Origin of the sequence: Stenotrophomonas sp. 704A1, assembly GCF_030549525.1 — a bacterium.
Taxonomy (GTDB): domain Bacteria; phylum Pseudomonadota; class Gammaproteobacteria; order Xanthomonadales; family Xanthomonadaceae; genus Stenotrophomonas; species Stenotrophomonas tuberculopleuritidis.
The window spans coordinates 696,811-711,847 of record NZ_CP130831.1; the positions used below are offsets into that span (position 1 = coordinate 696,811).

A 15,037-nucleotide genomic window follows, 5' to 3' on the forward strand; every position below is an offset into this window, starting at 1 on the left:
GAGGTTACCGGCTTACGCGCATTCGTCGGTCCACATCATCTCGGCCACCGGCCGCAGCGCCTTGCATTGCTGCGTCATCTCCTCGGCCGACATCACCTGCGCCTTGGCCTTCAGTTCTTCGGCCATCGCATCCACGCCGCTGATCTGGTCCGGGGCGATCTTCGCCACGCAGCTGCGGTGCTGCTGCAGCAGCAGGTCACAGCCCGGTACCCCGGTCACCTTCGGCGCCTTGGCGGCTTCGGCATCTTCCATCCACAGCTGGAACGGGGCGAGTGCTTCCAGCACGGGGGTGACCAGCTCGTCGAAGCTGCCGCTGAACCAGTACGCCTGCTCTGCACCGGAGTACAGCTTCTGGCTGCCCTTCACCGTGCGCTGGGTGCCGTTCTTCAGCGCCTGCGTGTAGGCATCGATGAAGCGGCTGCGGGCGGCAGGGTCATCACCGGTCATGCTGGCGGCGAACAACGGCCGCACGCTGTCCAGGTCCACCACCTTGCAGCTGAAATCGACCGTGGCGATCTTCTGCCCGTCCACGTACTCGTTGTCTTCGACAGTGCTGCCGGTGGCGCGGCACGTCGATGCCTTCAGCACCTTGGCGTACAGCGCTTCGGTCGCGGCTGCATCGGCCGTACCGCCGGTGCTGGCCTGCAGCGCCATCCACGGTTCGGCCAGGGCCTTGGCCAGCGCGCCCGGCGTGGGCGTCACCGCGTCCTTGCCGTCGTGGGCGCTGCGCAGGGCATCGTTGAGCGTGCGCGCGGCAGCGGCATCGTCTTCAATCAGCACGCGTGCGTACAGGTCCAGCGATTGTTCGGGCGTCAGCGCCGGCGCGGCGGTGGCGAACACGGGGGCACACAGCAGGGCGCTGGCGAGCAGGGTGCGCAGGGGAGTCTTCATGACGGTGTTCCGTTTCCAGTGGGGTAGTGCAGAAGCGCGAAAGACTAGCGCATCTGCATGCAGGTTCAATGGCCTGCCCGTACAGGCCGGCACAGCAGCAGGGGGGAGGCGGTAGGCCGGCATCTTCCATCCGGAAGGGGAAAGAACAGCAGCCTGGGGCAGTGGCCTGCCGGACACCATGCAATTTGTCTGAAAAGGCAGCCCAAAAAAAAAACGGGCCCCTTGCGGAGCCCGTTCGATCGCACGACGAGGATCGAGCAATCAGAAGCTGGCGCGCACGCCGGCCGAGTACTGGGTGACGTCGCGGTAGCCGGAGATCTCGCCCACCAGACCCCAGGTCTTGGTGAAGTTGATCTGGCCGCCGACGGTGCCGACCCAGGTGCCCTTGAATTCGTTGCCGCCGTCCATGTAACCGGCCTTGATCCAGGCTTCGGTCATGCGCGAGGGCTTGCCACGCACGCCCATGGTGCCGCGCACCAGGTTGGTGTGGTCCTTGCCCTTGCCGCTGCCCAGGTCATCGATCTTGACGGTCACTTCGGCGTTCTGGCGCACCCAGGCGATGTCGGCGGTGAAGTCGACGCGGTCGCTCCACGGCATGTGGTAGCCGATGCCCAGCTCCGGCTGGTTCAGTTCGAACTTGATCGAGCCGTCGCTGTAGTGCTGGGTCTTGCTGGTCTGGGTCCAGCCACCGAACACGTGCACCTGCTCGGCCAGCGCGACCGAACCGCGGATGTAGCCGCCGTCCAGCTTCGGGTCATCGAAGACTTCATCGTCGGTCTGGACCTGGGTCCAGCCGCCTTCAACGTAGGTGTAGCTGAGGGCATCGGCCGAGGCCGAGAACGGAGCGGCAGCCAGCAGGCCGGCCACGATCAGGATCTTGCGCATGGGAATTCCCGTGAATTTCAGTCCATTGGCGGCCCACCTTGGCGGCAGTCCGTGGCGACCTCATGTCGTCCGAGCGCTGAGTTTAATGAAAGTTTTACGAAAGGCCAGTCACCTGCGGCCTTGCGCGCGCCATTGCGCGACCCCGGTCACATCTGAACGGCGCTGGCCGGGGCCGTCCCGGCGCCGGCCAGCGGGCTGCTACACTACGCGCGCCGGTTCGCCGGTATACAAACGTCTTCAGGGCGGGGTGCGATTCCCCACCGGCGGTAGGTGCGCAAGCACGAGCCCGCGAGCGCCCCGGCCTTACGCCGGGGGTCAGCAGATCCGGTCCGATGCCGGAGCCGACGGTATAGTCCGGATGAAAGAAGACGGTGCTCCAGGGCCTTTGCGGCCCTGTGCCCGCCTGTTTGCCTTGCGGCGTTTTTCGCTCACTTTTCGCGGAGAACGTTTCTTGTTTACTGGAATCATCGAAGGCGTCGGCCGTCTGGCTGCACGCGAATCCATCGGCGGCGATGTCCGCTTCACCTTCAACGTCGGCAACCTGTCGTTCGACCACGTGCAGATGGGCGAGAGCATCGCCATCAACGGCGTGTGCCTCACCGTCATCGCTTTCGACGCCAGCAGCTTCCAGGCCGATGCGTCCACCGAAACCCTGGGCCTGACCACGCTGGGCCAGCTGGGCGAAGGGGCGGTCATCAACCTCGAACGTGCCATGCGCCCGACCGACCGCCTCGGCGGCCACCTGGTCAGCGGCCACGTCGATGGCCTCGGCCAGGTGCTGGCCATCCACGAAGATGCACGTGCCCAGCGCTGGCGTTTCGCCGCGCCGGCCGCGCTGCGCCGCTACATCGCCAAGAAGGGCTCGATCTGCGTGGACGGGGTCAGCCTCACCGTCAACGAAGTGGACGAGGAAGGCTTTGAAGTGGCACTGATCCCGCACACCGTGGCCAACACGGCGTTCTCCGCCTCGGGCGTGGGCAGCGCAGTGAACCTGGAAATCGACCTGGTCGCCCGTTATGTCGAGCGCCTGCTGGGCGAAGGAGCACGCGCATGAATTTCGCCCCGATTCCGGACATCCTGGAAGACATCCGCCAGGGCCGCATGGTCGTCATCGTCGATGACGAAGACCGCGAGAACGAAGGCGACCTGATCATGGCTGCCGAGCTGGTCAAGGCCAGCGACATCAACTTCATGGTCACCCACGGCCGTGGCCTGGTGTGCCTGCCGCTGACCCGTACCCGCGCCGCCGACCTCGGCCTGGCGCCGATGGTGCAGGCCAATACCGCGCAGTTCCAGACCAACTTCACCGTCAGCATCGAGGCCGCCGAGGGTGTCACCACCGGCATCTCGGCACACGATCGCGCGCGCACCATCCGCACTGCGGTGAAGCCGAATGCCAGGCCGGCCGATCTGCACCAGCCGGGCCACATCTTCCCGCTGATCGCCCAGCCGGGTGGCGTGCTGACCCGTGCCGGCCACACCGAAGCCGGCGTCGACCTGGCCATGCTGGCCGGGCTGGAACCGGCCGGCGTGCTGGTGGAGATCCTCAATCCGGATGGCAGCATGGCGCGCCGACCGGAGCTGGAAGTGTTCGCCCGCGAGCATGGCCTGAAGATGGGTTCCATCGCCGACCTGATCGCCTACCGCCTGGCCACCGAAAAGACCGTCGAGCGTGTCGACGAGCGTGAGATCGACACCGAGTTCGGCCCGTTCACGCTGGTCACCTACCGCGACCGCATCGCTCACGACGTGCATTTCGCGCTGGTGCGCGGCACGCCGGATGCGGATACCCCGACCCTGGTACGTGTGCAGGTGGAGAACCCGCTGGCCGATCTGCTGCACTGGCGTCGCGATGATTTCGGCGTGGCCGCCACCGATGCACTGCGCGCCATCGACGCCGAAGGCGCCGGCGTGATGGTGGTGCTGTCGGCCCCGCGCGATGGCGAGGCCCTGCTGGCCCGCCTGCGCCAGCAGCCGGCCCCGGTGGTGCCGGGCAAGGACAAGGACGTGGGCCAGTGGCGCCGCAACGGCGCCGGTGCGCAGATCCTGTCCGACCTGGGCCTGGGCAAGCTGCGCGTGCTGGGCACCCCGCGCCGCCAGGTCGGCCTGGCCGGCTACGGCCTGGAAGTGGTGGAGACGGTCACCCTCTAATCGTCGCCCGGCATCGCCGGGCCATGCCCGGCGAGCGCAGCGGTGCCCCAACCGGTAGCGCCGGGCCATGCCCGGCGGATCCCCCGGCCCCCGCCAGCCACGGCCGGGGCCCATCCACGGTAGAATCACCCCCTTATCGAACCCCCAAGCCGCATATGAGCCACTACGAAGGCGATCTTCGCACTCCCGAGTCGGCGCGCTTCGCCATCCTGGCCAGCCGCTGGAACGCCCGCATCACCGACGTGCTGGTCGCTGGCGCCCGCCAGAGCCTGGCCGGCAACGGCATTGCCGAAGCCAACATCGACGTGATCCGCGTGCCGGGTGCCTGGGAGCTGCCGCTGGTCGCCGCGCGCCTGGCTGCGGCCCATGAACACGCTGCCATCCTCACCCTCGGCTGCGTGATCCGCGGCGATACCCGCCACTACGAACACGTGGCCGACCGCTGCGCCGAAGGCCTGATGCGCGTGCAGCTGGACTTCGGCGTGCCGGTGCTGAACGGCGTGCTGGCGGTGGAACGGGTGGAGGATGCCGAGGCACGTGCCGGCGGCAGCCACGGCAACAAAGGCGAGGAAGTCGCACTCGCCGCACTGGAAATGGTCAACCTGCTGGAGCAACTGCCATGAACAAGAACACCCAGGGCAAGCCCTCCGGTAAACCCGTCCGCCGCGATGGCGTCGATCCGGTGCTGCGCTCGCGCGCGCGCCGCCGTGCCGTGCAGGCCATCTACGCCTGGCAGATCTCCGGCGGCAACGCGCAGTCGCTGATCGCCCAGTTCGCCCATGAGCAGGCCCGCGAAATCGCCGATCTGGCCTACTTCGAAGCCCTGATGCACGGCGTGCTGGACAACCGCCGCGACATCGATGAAGCCTTCGCGCCGTACCTGGACCGTGGCATCGACGAAGTGGATGCGATTGAACGCGCGGTGCTGCGCCTGGCCGGCTACGAGCTGCGCTACCGCCTGGACGTGCCGTACCGCGTGGTGATCAACGAAGCCATCGAATCGGCCAAGCGCTTCGGTTCCGAGCACGGCCACACCTACGTCAACGGCGTACTGGACCGTGCCGCCGTGGAATGGCGCAAGGTCGAATCGGGTCACTGACCCGGTTCCTGTAGAGCCGAGCCATGCTCGGCTTGCCGTGCAGCGCACGGTTGCGTCCGGTAGTGCGGCGCGCGATTAAACTGCAGCCGGGCATGGCTCGGCTCTACATGACAGCAGACCGCCCCATGTCCCTGGCCGAATTCGCCCTCATCGACCGCATCCGCGCCCGCACCGCCGAGCGCGATGACATCCTGCTCGGCATTGGCGACGACGCCGCGCTGCTGCAGCCGCGTGCCAACGAGCAACTGGTGGTCACCGCCGATACGCTCAACAGCGGCGTGCATTTTCCGCATGAAACCGCTGCCTTCGACATCGGCTGGAAAACCCTGGCGGTCAACCTGTCCGATCTGGCCGCGATGGGCGCGCGCCCGGCCTGGTGCACGCTGGCGCTGTCGCTGCCCGAATCGAGCGAAGACTGGATCGAAGCCTTCGCCGATGGCTTCTTCGCACTGGCCGACCAGCACGACATCGCCTTGATCGGCGGCGACACCACGCGCGGCCCGCTGTCGCTGTCGGTCACCGCGATGGGCCAGGTCGCCCGCGGCCAGGCGCTGCGCCGCGAACGTGCGCAGGTGGGTGATGACATCTGGGTCAGTGGCACGCTCGGCGACGCCGCCGGTGCGCTGCGCCTGTGGCAGCAGAACGCGTTGGATGTGGGCACGGCAACCCTGCTGGCCGACTACGAACACCTGCGCCTGCGCCTGTTGCGACCGACGCCGCGGGTGACGCTGGGCCTGCGTCTGCGCGCGTTCGCGCATGCGGCGGTGGATGTGTCCGATGGCCTGCTGGCCGACCTCGGCCATATCGCTGCACGCAGTGGCGTCGGTGCCGAAGTGGATGCCGACCTGTTGCCGATATCGCCGGCCCTGCGCGCGCTGCTGGGCCGCGATGGCGCACGCGAGTGCGCGCTGCGCGGTGGCGACGATTACGAACTGTGTTTCACCGCCGCCGCCGACCAGCGCGACGCGCTGCACTATCTGGCCGAATCACTGGAACTGCCGCTGACCCGCATCGGCCGCATTGTCGAAGGGCAGGGCGTGCAGGTGGATGGCGAGGCCAGCAGCGGCGGCTACCAGCACTTCGCCTGAGCGATGACGCCGGGCAGGGCCCGGCGCTACCGTGCTGCTGAAGCATGTGGCGTGCGGGTCAACGGACGACGGTCGCCTCGGCATCGCGCGGCGTGCCGTAGTCATCCAGCCACTGGAACGTCACGGCTGACGGCAGGGTGGTACCGGCCGGCAGTGGCAGCGTCACCTGCGCGCCGGGCGCGATCATGTCCACCTCGACACTGCGGCCATCGGCCAGTGTCAGCCGGCTCAGGGTCACGTGGTAGGCGCTGGGATTGCTGACCTGCAGCGCATCGCCGACAGCCCGCCATTGCAGCTGCGCGGCGGCATCGCGCGGGCTGCCCGCCAGGCCGGCCGGACGATGGAACAGCTTCACCCGCGTGCGCACCGCGAACTGCAGCAGGTTCCTGCCGGCCGCATCGCTGGGCTTGGGCGGAATATCCAGCAGGTTGAAGTAGAACACCGACTCGCGGTCGCTCGGCAGTGGATCATCGGACGGGCGCGGCGCGTAGGTGATGCGGTAGGCCTGGCCCTGCTGCGGCTGCAGCAGCCGCGGCTCCGAAGGCGTCAGGCGGAACGGCGTGCGCACATGTTCCGGGCGTGCCTGGCTGTCGCCGGCATCGATCCATACCTGGGTCATCGCCGGGCGTTCGCCACGGTTGTTGGCCCTGACCGTCACATCGCGGCCCTTGCCCAGGTCGTGGACCACGCGGGTGCCCTGCAGGGTCACCGCGGCCGAAGCCGGCAAGGCCGCGGCCAGGCACAGCAGCGCGCCCACAGACAAGGATGCAGGAAATTTCATGGGTCACCTCGTTGCAACGGCCGGCCGGCGCCTCGCGCCGACCGGCTGCCGCTGTTTATCGGTACAGCACCACGAAATCGCCGGACGCATTGGCGGTGCCCGCGGTCGCATTCTGTGCCGGCGAGGCGTACCAGGCCGAGTAGTCCAGCTGGCCGTTGCCGCCGGCAGCGATGGTCACCCACTGGACCGGGTCCTCACCGATCTTCTGGTGGTTGCCGCTGGCGTCGTACAGCGCCACGCCCACGTTGGTCGCGATGGATGCAGCGGTCAGTGCCAGGTTGCCGGTGCTGCCATCGGGCGTGCCGCCAAAACGCACGCCGACGTCCTGCGGTGCGCCCGAGCCGGTGCAGTCCAGGCTGATGCTGAAGTTCTTCTGGCCGGCGCGGGTGCCGGCATTCACCGAGGCCAGGTCAACCTGGCCCATCGGCACCGTCACCGTGCCACCGGAGGAGGCGACACTGCAGGTAGAGGTCATCAGTTCACCGGTGATTTCAAGTTCCTCGGCGAAGGCCGAAGGTGCGGCGGCAGCAAGCAATGCCACGCCGAGCAGGCGCAGGGTAGCGGACATGGAGTTCTCTCGTTGGACAGGAAGGATCACTGCGGGCGGCGGGCGCCCGGTCAGTGCGCCGCAGTGTCCGCGCGACGGCGCAGCGGGCCAATGCAATTAGTTGCAAACAGCGCGTGACGCGCGGCAACTGCAACTAATCCGATGGGATACACCGGGCCGGGTTCCTAGACTGCGCGCTCCTTCCCGCCGTGCATCCACGTCTCATGAAACCTTCATCGCATGCACATCGCCTGCGCGCAGCGCTGGTCCTGTGCGCCCTGCTGCTGCCAGCGGCAGGGCATGCCAGTTGTACGCGGCTCAATCCGGGTGACCAGCACTTCGTGTTTTCCTGGGCGATGCCGAACATCGACCGGCCTGATGCCGGGTTTGGCCCGCTCGGCGGCAGCGGCAACATCAGCGACAGTTTCGCGTGCACCGCCGGACAGACTGCCTTCGATGTCGATCTGTCCTTCCCCGGGCTCACCTACGAGCGTGACATCGAACACAACGGGCGCACCTACCCAGCCTATAGTTTCGGCCCGCGTTCGCCGTTGATCGGGTTCTTCCACAACCTGCAGACGCCCGGCGGGGCCCAGACCAGCCAGTTGCCCGTCGCGCTGGGCCGCAACCGCAACCCTGGCATCATGCTGGCCGCCCCTGCGCCGATCACGGCCACCCTGTTGATCGTGCTGTTCGCACGCGGCGGCGCCATGCAGGGCATCCCCGACACCGACATCGGGTTCGCCACCTCCTCGGTCGAAGGCGACCCCGGGCAGAGCATGCGTCATTACGTGCGACTCGGCCTGCCGATGCGGCCAGTCACCTGCACGATCAGCGACACCCCGGTCAGCCTGGACCCGGCAGCCTTCGCCGCGCTGGCCACGCCCGGTGACAGCACCGAGGAGACGCCCTTCGAGGTGCCGTTGAACTGCCCCAGTGCCAATGTGGATGTGTTCCTGCGCGTGGACGATGCCAGTGGCAGCAACGCCGCCGACGGCGTGCTGGCCCCCACTGCCGCTTCCTCGGCATCCGGGGTGCGCATGCAGTTGCTGATGGCCGGCGCGCCGCTGGCATTGGGGCGCGAATGGAACCACGGCTATTCATCGGCCGGCGTGCAGCCGCTGCCCTTCGTCGCACGCTACCTGCGCACCAGCGATGCATTGGTGCCGGGTGACATCGGCGGCGAGGCGGTGCTCACCGCCGACTACCGATGAACCGGTGCGACGCGATGACGCCGCTTCTCTACAACACCCTGCAGTGCGGCACACGATGGCACCTCCTGTCGCTGGCCATTGCACTGTCCCTGCCTGGCCAGGCGTCGGCGCAGGCCGATGCGCGCGCCGATGAACCGCTGGAATTCAGCGATGGCTTCCTGATCGGCGGCCACGCCATCGATCTGGCGCGCTATGCGCACGGCAATCCGGTGGCACCGGGCGTGCATGGCGTCGACGTCCACATCAACGGCACGTTCGACGGCGCCCGCGATGTGCTGTTCCAGGCCGTCGACGGCCAGCACGGTGCGGTGGCCTGCGTGCCGGCCAGCCTGTTGCCGGCGTTGTCGCTGAAGCCCGCGCTGCACGATGCGCTGCTGGCCACCGCGCACGACTGCCTGGACCTGCCCGGCCACATCGACGGCGCCACGGTGCGCTTCGACAGCAGCACCCTGCAGCTGCATGTCGGCATTCCGCAGGCCGCGCAGGCACATGCGACGCGGGGTTACGTACCGGTGGCCGAGCGCGATGATGGCATCAGCGCCGCCTTCATCGATTACAGCGCCAACCATTACCGCAGCGAGGGCCGTGCCAACAGCTACCTGGGCCTGAACACCGGCCTCAACCTCGGGCCCTGGCGGCTGCGCCACCGCGCGTCGTTCAGTGATGGCCCGCAGGGGCGCCAGTACCAGGTCATCAGCAGCCATCTGCAGCGCGACATTCCCGCCTGGAACAGCCAGCTGTGGATCGGCCAGGGCAACACCGGCGGCGAGCTGTTCGAGAGCGTGGCCTTCACCGGCGCGCGCGTGGCCAGCGATGAGCGCATGCTGCCCGATTCACTGCGCGGCTACGCGCCGGTGGTGCAGGGCATTGCCGAGGGCAACGCGGTGGTGCGCATCCGCCAGAACGGCAACGTCATCCATGAAGTCACCGTGGCACCGGGTCCGTTCTCCATCGAAGACCTGTACCCGACCAACTTCGGTGGCGACCTGGAGGTCACGGTCACCGAGGCCGATGGGCGCGAGCAGCGCTTCACCGTCAACTTTTCCGCCGTGCCGCAGGCACTGCGTGCCGGCGCCTCGCGCTTCTCCGCCACCGCCGGTGAGCTGCGCGATGGGCAGGGCCGGCTGCGCGCGCTGCGTTTCGCCGAAGGCACCTATGCGCACGGCCTCAGCAACCATCTGACCCTGCTCGGTGGCGCGCAGATTGGCCAGGGCTACGGCGCCGCGCTGGCCGGTGCCGCGGTCAACACGCCGGTCGGTGCCTTCGGTGCCGATGTCACCCATTCGCGCGCACGCCTGCAGGATGGCCGGCAGGTGGCCGGCAACAGCTACCGGCTCAACTACCAGCGCTACGTGGCGCGCACCGGCACCAACTTCGGCCTGGCCGCCTACCGCTACAGCACCCGTGGCTACCTGAGCCTGGGCGATGCCGCGCGCGCGCAGCAGGACGACTGGGGCTACAGCAGCCGCACGCGGCAGCGCTACCAGCTCAACCTGTCCCAGCGCGTGGGCGCGCGCAGCACGCTGTACCTCAGTGGCGGCCATGTCAGCTACTGGGACAGTGCACGCCGCCGCAACGATTTCCAGCTGGGCTTCCAGAGCGTTGCCGGGCGCGTGAACTACGGCATTTCGGCGCTGCGCTACCGGCTTGGCAATGACCGCCAGGACACCCGCTACAGCTTCACCCTCAGCGTGCCGCTGGGGCGCAGTGCCAACGCGCCGCGCCTGAGCAGCCAGCTCAGCCACGCCGGTACCGGCCAGCAGGGACAGCTGGGCCTGAACAGAACGCTGGGCGAGGCCCGCACCGTCAACTACAGCCTGTCGGCCAGTGAGGCCAGCCAGGGCGGCGGCGCCCACAGCGCTTACGTCGGTTACCAGGGCAGCCACCTCAATGCCAACATCGGTGCCAGCCGCAGCAGCGGCCGGCGCAGCGTCAGCGCGGGCGCATCGGGCAGCGTGGTGCTGCATGGCGGCGGCCTCAACTTCGGGCAGCCGCTGGGCGAGGGCTTCGTGCTGGTGCAGGCACCGGGTGCGCAGGGCGCACGCGTGGGCAACGGCACCGACATCCGGGTGGGGCGCAATGGCTATGCACTGCTGCCGCATGTCAGCCCTTACCGTTGGAACCGCATCGATCTCGATCCTTCCGGGTTGCCGCTGGAGGTGGAACTGCTGCAGACCTCGCAGCGCGTCGCGCCCACTGCCGGCGGCATCGTGCGCGTGCCGTTCGAAGTGCGCCGCGAGCGCACGCTGTTCATTGAGGCCACCGATGCGCTGGGTCAACCGCTGGCGTTCGCCGCGCGTGTGGAAGGCGAGGACGGGCGGCCGCTGGGTGCGGTCGGGCAGGGCGGCGTGATCGCACTGCGCGGCGCGCACGATGCCGGCGCGTTGATCGTCGATCCCGACGGCGCACGGCGCTGCCGCCTGGAATACCGCATGCCCGACGCACCCGATGGCTATGGCCTGTCGTGGAGCCAGGCGCTGTGCATGCCCTTGGCGGCCCCCGTGCGTGGCCTGCAGGCCGCCGCTGCGGCCACCCCCTGATCCATCACTGCCTGCTACAGGAGATGCCCGATGAAACGCCTTGCCTTACGCACCGTTGCCTTCACTGCACTGGCTGCGCTTGCGCCGCTCGCCTTTGCCGATACCGCCACGCTGACCATCAGCGGCCGTGTGCTGCCCGGCACCTGCACGCTCTCGGCCGCCCCCATCGCGCTGGATCCGGTAAAGGCCAGTGACCTCACGCCCGGCGCGGACAGCGCCATCAAGGCCGGCGCGCTGGAATTCAGTGGCTGCGTGGGCGTCAGCAAGGCGGTGCTGTCGTTTGCCGGCACCGCCGCCGACGGTGATGCCGAGCGCTGGAAGAACACCGCCGCCAGCGATCCGGCCAGCGGCGTGTCGATCGCCCTGCTGGCCGGCACCACCGGCAACACCTACCTGAAGGACGGCGACACCGGCATCGAGGTGCCGGTGACCGGCGCGAGCGCACGCTACGACCTGCGCGCGGCGTACTACGCGCCGGTGGGCCAGGCGCGGGTGGCGGGCGAGGTGTCCACCGAAATCGTGGTCACGGCGGACTATCAGTGAGCGTGCGCCGCGCACCCCGGTAGCGCCGGGCCCTGCCCGGCGACCATCAACACCGGCGGATCAGGCCGCGTCCACCTGCGTATCGACGTACTCAGAGAGCCCCCGGCACGCCAGCAACAGGCCCTCACGCGCGTCATCCCCGACATGCTGGTCGATGTCGCCATCCACGCGCACGCGCTCGGTCGCGTGCAGCAGTTGCAGCAGGAAACCCAGCCCGGCGTTGGCGCGATGCAGGCGCGACAACGCCACGCATTGCCCCGGCGTGCGCCCGGTGCGCTGCAGCGGCTGGCCATCGGCGCCCTCGCTGTTGCGGATACGCTGCAGGCAGCTCAACAAGGTGATGCCAGTGTCGCCGTGGCTGGCGGCAAGCGTGGTTTCCAGTGGCTCGGCGATCGCATCGGGCAGCTGGTTGGCAGCCTCGCCCAGGGTGGCGAACAGGAACGGATAGCGGGAACGGGTCATGGCGGCGTCCTATGCATGCGGCGAAGGCGCCACCCCGCTTTACGGCGGGGGTGGCAGGCGGTGCGTGGTTGCAATACCGGGGGTTGGTGTTGATTTGCCGGCGGGCGCAAGGCCCCCACGCACCGCCCGCCAAAGAGGCACGGACGGATTGCCTGCCGGCGCCACCCAACAAGTAATGAGCGACGCCGGCAGACAAGCGTAAACAACAAACCAACCCACGGGATTGCAAGCCCGTGCCACCCGTTGTCGGTGGCGCCACATGATTCGCCGCTCATCCCCTTGCTGCCAATCAGAAAGGTTTCAAATCTCGAAAAAACCGGAAACCTATTGCACGCGTTGGGCAGTCGGGCCGCACGTGCCATTCACGACATTCCATCGGTAGCGCCGGGCCATGCCCGGCGGACACGCAGACGGAAACGGCGCCGGATCACTCCGGCGCCGCGCTTTCCTCTACCTCACCACTTATACGCAACGCTCAGGTTCGCCGTGGCTTCGCGGTAGCCATGGTCGCCGCGCATCACGCCCAGACCACCCCAGGCACTCAGCCCGGAACGGAAGTCCACGCGCGCACCGGCATTCAGTTCATAGCGGTTGCGCGGCACGCTGGCCTTCAACGCTTCATCATCAAAGGCCATGCCGTTGCTGGCGCCATCGCGGTACCAGTTGGCCACCACATACGGGCTGACCGAGGCGCCGCTGGGCGAGCGGTTCTCGCCCTGCAGGCGCAGGCCCATGCGGCCCGACAGACCACTGTCGCCCAGGCTGCGCACGATAGTGCCATTGGCTTCTTCATGGCGGTCGGTGCTGGCATCGGTGTAGACCAGCTGCAGTTCCGGCTGCAGGCTCAGCGCGGTGTTGCCGACGCTGCCCAGGCCGAAACGGTAGCCGGCTTCCAGCGACGACTGCCAGATGTCCGAGTCGTAGCGTTCCTCGGCCAGGCCTTCGCCCTGCACGCGGTTGCGGAACTGGCCGCGCTGCACGCTGGCATCCACGTACATGGCCTCGTTGGCCCAGTTGCCGTACACGCCCAGCGCGCCACCTTCCACCTTGCCGCGCGCGCTGTAGCCGGTCAGCTGCGAACGCGACGTCGCACTGGATTGCGCCAGCGTACCCATCACGCCGACGCGGCCACGGCCGTCATCGAAGACACCTACGTCCGCGCCCAACTGCAGGCGCGAGCGGTCCACGCGCAGGTCGAGCTGGTCATCCACCGCACCCAGCCTGCTCTGGTTGGCATCCACGCGCGCCCAGCCGCGAATGCCGTCCGCCGCTGCGGCGCCACCTTGGCGGTCACGCCAGGTATGGCGCAGCATCTGGTCCAGTGCGAACTGGTTGGCCAGGTAGGCGCCGGCCTCCGGGCGCAGCACCGGCGGCGGGGGTTCAACCGGATCGACCGGGTCGATCGGCTCGCATTCCGGCAGGCTCGGATCCACGACGCACGGGTCGGGGCCAGCCCCGGTCTGCGAGCGCAGGTACCAGTTGCCGTTGGCATCCTTCACCAGGAAATACTCGTATTGGCCACCCACGGCACGGCCGACCAGATCGAACTGCGCATTGGACGCGCCGCCGATATCGATCAGCTCGATGCCGCGATCGGTCTTGGCACCGGCGCCGCCGGCATTGAGCACGCGCACGTTGGCCTGGCCATTGGCATCGCCGGCGATCACCAGCGTGTCGGTCAGCGAGGTGTCATCGCCCAGCACGGTATTGAACAGCAGCGTGCCGCCGTTGCCGGTGAACTCATCCACAGTGAGGGTGTTGAAGCTGCTGCCGTCGCCCAGGCCGATGGTGCCGGTGGCGCCCAGGGTGAGCGCGCCGACGTTGCTGTCGCCGGTCAGCAGCCAGGTGCTGTCGCTGCCGATGTCGGCGCTGGTGACGTTGATGAAGCGGCCGTCGATCTGCGCCTTGTTGCGCAGGATGACATCCAGCGTGCCGTTGGTAACGGTGGTGGGGTCGAAGGTCACGTTGCCTGCCAGGCGCGAGTCGTCGACGGTGAGATTGACGTCGGTGCGCCCGGCGGAAGGGCCGAACTCACTCCTGACCAACAGCAGGTTGCCATCGGCTCCCAAGAGCTTTGCGTCGTTGCGGATCGTGATGTTGTAGTCGTTGTCTTCCAGCGGCATGACCTGGATGGCGCCGCTGCGCTGGGACACCAGTGTGGAACCATCAACATTGAGCGTCACCGCGCCAGCCGGGTTGAGCTCGCCCCACAGCATCGCGCCCACGTTGGCACCGGTCACATGGGAGCCGTTGAGGATGTCCATCGTGCCGAACTGCAGGCGAACACCCAGGCCACTGTTGTACGGGGCAGGCGTGCCAGGATTGTCCTCTACGCGGATCTGCATGGCATCAAGCACGGCAAGGGGGTTGCGGCTCCCTGAGCCGAAGGGCGAGCTGCGGAGGTCGACACCAGCTGCCAGGCTCTGGGGCTTCAGATCGGCAGCGGCCACGATGATGGAACCGCCCGTCAGGCGAGCCACGGTGTCGGCACCATTCAGTCCAATGGCACCACCGCGAAAATGAGTGCCGACCGCTGTCAACGTGGCGTTGCCTGCCAGCGTCACCGCGCCAGATGTGCTCACCGACGTCACGGTGCCGCCCTGCAGTGTGATGGCCGACGTATCCTCGGCGGAGATCTCGTTCATGGCCGCCTCGCGACCGATCAACGTGGAGCCATTCTTCAACCTCCAGGTCTCCACCGGATCCCCTGCGTCCAGATCGCCCGCCAATGCGGCACCTGCCGACAGCGAGGAAAGAGCCAGCAGCAGGCCGCGGGCCAACGGCCGGAGCAACAGGGGGCGGGTGGAATGAAGGTTCATGGTCTTGTCCTTTGCAG

At 68.0% G+C, this 15,037-nt stretch carries 14 protein-coding genes and 1 riboswitch; of the genes, 8 read left to right on the top strand and 6 right to left on the bottom strand.

Annotated features, from left to right (window positions below; all coding sequences use genetic code 11):
• Positions 1-12: 12 nt before the first annotated feature.
• Positions 13-891: a hypothetical protein gene (locus Q5Z10_RS03120; protein WP_303637893.1), complete on the bottom strand. Its 879-nt coding sequence runs from the start codon at positions 889-891 to the stop codon at positions 13-15.
• A gap of 261 nt (positions 892-1,152) precedes the next feature.
• Entirely contained in the window at positions 1,153-1,776 is a 624-nt protein-coding gene (locus Q5Z10_RS03125; RefSeq protein WP_303637894.1) for a hypothetical protein, read from the bottom strand.
• Positions 1,777-2,005: 229 nt separating this feature from the next.
• Positions 2,006-2,150, top strand: a riboswitch (FMN riboswitch).
• Between the two features lie 77 nt (positions 2,151-2,227).
• Between Q5Z10_RS03125 and Q5Z10_RS03130 the strand changes: the two genes are divergently transcribed.
• The 5 genes from Q5Z10_RS03130 to thiL all read left to right on the top strand — a co-directional run bounded on the left by Q5Z10_RS03130 (position 2,228) and on the right by thiL (position 6,114).
• On the top strand, positions 2,228-2,830 hold the full coding sequence (locus Q5Z10_RS03130; RefSeq protein ID WP_303637895.1) for a riboflavin synthase: 603 nt from the start codon (positions 2,228-2,230) through the stop codon (positions 2,828-2,830).
• Positions 2,827-3,927 carry a 3,4-dihydroxy-2-butanone-4-phosphate synthase gene (ribB, locus tag Q5Z10_RS03135; protein WP_303637896.1) on the top strand — a complete coding sequence of 367 codons (1,101 nt, stop codon included), beginning with the start codon at positions 2,827-2,829 and terminating at the stop codon, positions 3,925-3,927. Before Q5Z10_RS03130 ends, ribB begins: the two co-directional genes overlap by 4 nt.
• A gap of 155 nt (positions 3,928-4,082) precedes the next feature.
• On the top strand, positions 4,083-4,550 hold the full coding sequence (ribH, locus tag Q5Z10_RS03140) for a 6,7-dimethyl-8-ribityllumazine synthase (protein ID WP_025876639.1): 468 nt from the start codon (positions 4,083-4,085) through the stop codon (positions 4,548-4,550).
• A complete protein-coding gene (gene nusB, locus Q5Z10_RS03145) occupies positions 4,547-5,026 on the top strand; it encodes a transcription antitermination factor NusB (RefSeq protein WP_303637897.1) in 480 nt (159 codons plus the stop codon). The genes ribH and nusB overlap by 4 nt, the downstream gene beginning before the upstream one ends.
• Before the next feature lie 125 nt (positions 5,027-5,151).
• A complete protein-coding gene (thiL, locus tag Q5Z10_RS03150; RefSeq protein ID WP_303637898.1) occupies positions 5,152-6,114 on the top strand; it encodes a thiamine-phosphate kinase in 963 nt (320 codons plus the stop codon).
• Positions 6,115-6,172: 58 nt separating this feature from the next.
• Here the strand turns inward: thiL and Q5Z10_RS03155 are convergent, their stop codons facing one another.
• The gene (locus Q5Z10_RS03155; protein WP_303637899.1) at positions 6,173-6,895 is read right to left on the bottom strand and encodes a fimbrial biogenesis chaperone; all 723 of its coding nucleotides are present in this window, start codon (positions 6,893-6,895) and stop codon (positions 6,173-6,175) included.
• A gap of 55 nt (positions 6,896-6,950) precedes the next feature.
• On the bottom strand, positions 6,951-7,463 hold the full coding sequence (locus Q5Z10_RS03160; RefSeq protein WP_303637900.1) for a fimbrial protein: 513 nt from the start codon (positions 7,461-7,463) through the stop codon (positions 6,951-6,953).
• Positions 7,464-7,666: 203 nt separating this feature from the next.
• Between Q5Z10_RS03160 and Q5Z10_RS03165 the strand changes: the two genes are divergently transcribed.
• Genes Q5Z10_RS03165 through Q5Z10_RS03175 form a run of 3 tightly spaced genes read left to right on the top strand, consistent with a single transcriptional unit; the run spans position 7,667 to position 11,739 of the window.
• Positions 7,667-8,656, top strand: a complete 990-nt coding sequence (locus tag Q5Z10_RS03165; protein ID WP_303637901.1) for a fimbrial protein — start codon at positions 7,667-7,669, stop codon at positions 8,654-8,656.
• Between the two features lie 14 nt (positions 8,657-8,670).
• Entirely contained in the window at positions 8,671-11,196 is a 2,526-nt protein-coding gene (locus Q5Z10_RS03170; RefSeq protein WP_303637902.1) for a fimbria/pilus outer membrane usher protein, read from the top strand.
• 30 nt (positions 11,197-11,226) lie between these two features.
• Positions 11,227-11,739, top strand: a complete 513-nt coding sequence (locus Q5Z10_RS03175) for a fimbrial protein (protein WP_303637903.1) — start codon at positions 11,227-11,229, stop codon at positions 11,737-11,739.
• A 60-nt stretch (positions 11,740-11,799) separates the two neighbouring features.
• Here Q5Z10_RS03175 and Q5Z10_RS03180 read toward each other — a convergent pair whose 3' ends face one another.
• Positions 11,800-12,201, bottom strand: a complete 402-nt coding sequence (locus tag Q5Z10_RS03180) for a hypothetical protein (RefSeq protein ID WP_303637904.1) — start codon at positions 12,199-12,201, stop codon at positions 11,800-11,802.
• A gap of 455 nt (positions 12,202-12,656) precedes the next feature.
• Complete coding sequence (locus tag Q5Z10_RS03185) at positions 12,657-15,020, bottom strand: autotransporter family protein (RefSeq protein ID WP_303637905.1); 2,364 nt, start codon at positions 15,018-15,020, stop codon at positions 12,657-12,659.
• Between the last annotated feature and the right edge of the window lie 17 nt (positions 15,021-15,037).

Excerpts from the sequence above, each read along its gene's own strand:
- Q5Z10_RS03120 (WP_303637893.1), bottom strand. The coding sequence starts at position 891 with ATGAAGACTCCCCTGCGCACCCTGCTCGCCAGCGCCCTGCTGTGTGCC.
- Q5Z10_RS03125 (WP_303637894.1), bottom strand. The coding sequence starts at position 1,776 with ATGCGCAAGATCCTGATCGTGGCCGGCCTGCTGGCTGCCGCTCCGTTC.
- ribB (WP_303637896.1), top strand. The coding sequence starts at position 2,827 with ATGAATTTCGCCCCGATTCCGGACATCCTGGAAGACATCCGCCAGGGC.
- ribH (WP_025876639.1), top strand. The coding sequence starts at position 4,083 with ATGAGCCACTACGAAGGCGATCTTCGCACTCCCGAGTCGGCGCGCTTC.
- nusB (WP_303637897.1), top strand. The coding sequence starts at position 4,547 with ATGAACAAGAACACCCAGGGCAAGCCCTCCGGTAAACCCGTCCGCCGC.
- thiL (WP_303637898.1), top strand. The coding sequence starts at position 5,152 with ATGTCCCTGGCCGAATTCGCCCTCATCGACCGCATCCGCGCCCGCACC.
- Q5Z10_RS03155 (WP_303637899.1), bottom strand. The coding sequence starts at position 6,895 with ATGAAATTTCCTGCATCCTTGTCTGTGGGCGCGCTGCTGTGCCTGGCC.
- Q5Z10_RS03160 (WP_303637900.1), bottom strand. The coding sequence starts at position 7,463 with ATGTCCGCTACCCTGCGCCTGCTCGGCGTGGCATTGCTTGCTGCCGCC.
- Q5Z10_RS03165 (WP_303637901.1), top strand. The coding sequence starts at position 7,667 with ATGAAACCTTCATCGCATGCACATCGCCTGCGCGCAGCGCTGGTCCTG.
- Q5Z10_RS03170 (WP_303637902.1), top strand. The coding sequence starts at position 8,671 with ATGACGCCGCTTCTCTACAACACCCTGCAGTGCGGCACACGATGGCAC.
- Q5Z10_RS03175 (WP_303637903.1), top strand. The coding sequence starts at position 11,227 with ATGAAACGCCTTGCCTTACGCACCGTTGCCTTCACTGCACTGGCTGCG.
- Q5Z10_RS03180 (WP_303637904.1), bottom strand. The coding sequence starts at position 12,201 with ATGACCCGTTCCCGCTATCCGTTCCTGTTCGCCACCCTGGGCGAGGCT.
- Q5Z10_RS03185 (WP_303637905.1), bottom strand. The coding sequence starts at position 15,020 with ATGAACCTTCATTCCACCCGCCCCCTGTTGCTCCGGCCGTTGGCCCGC.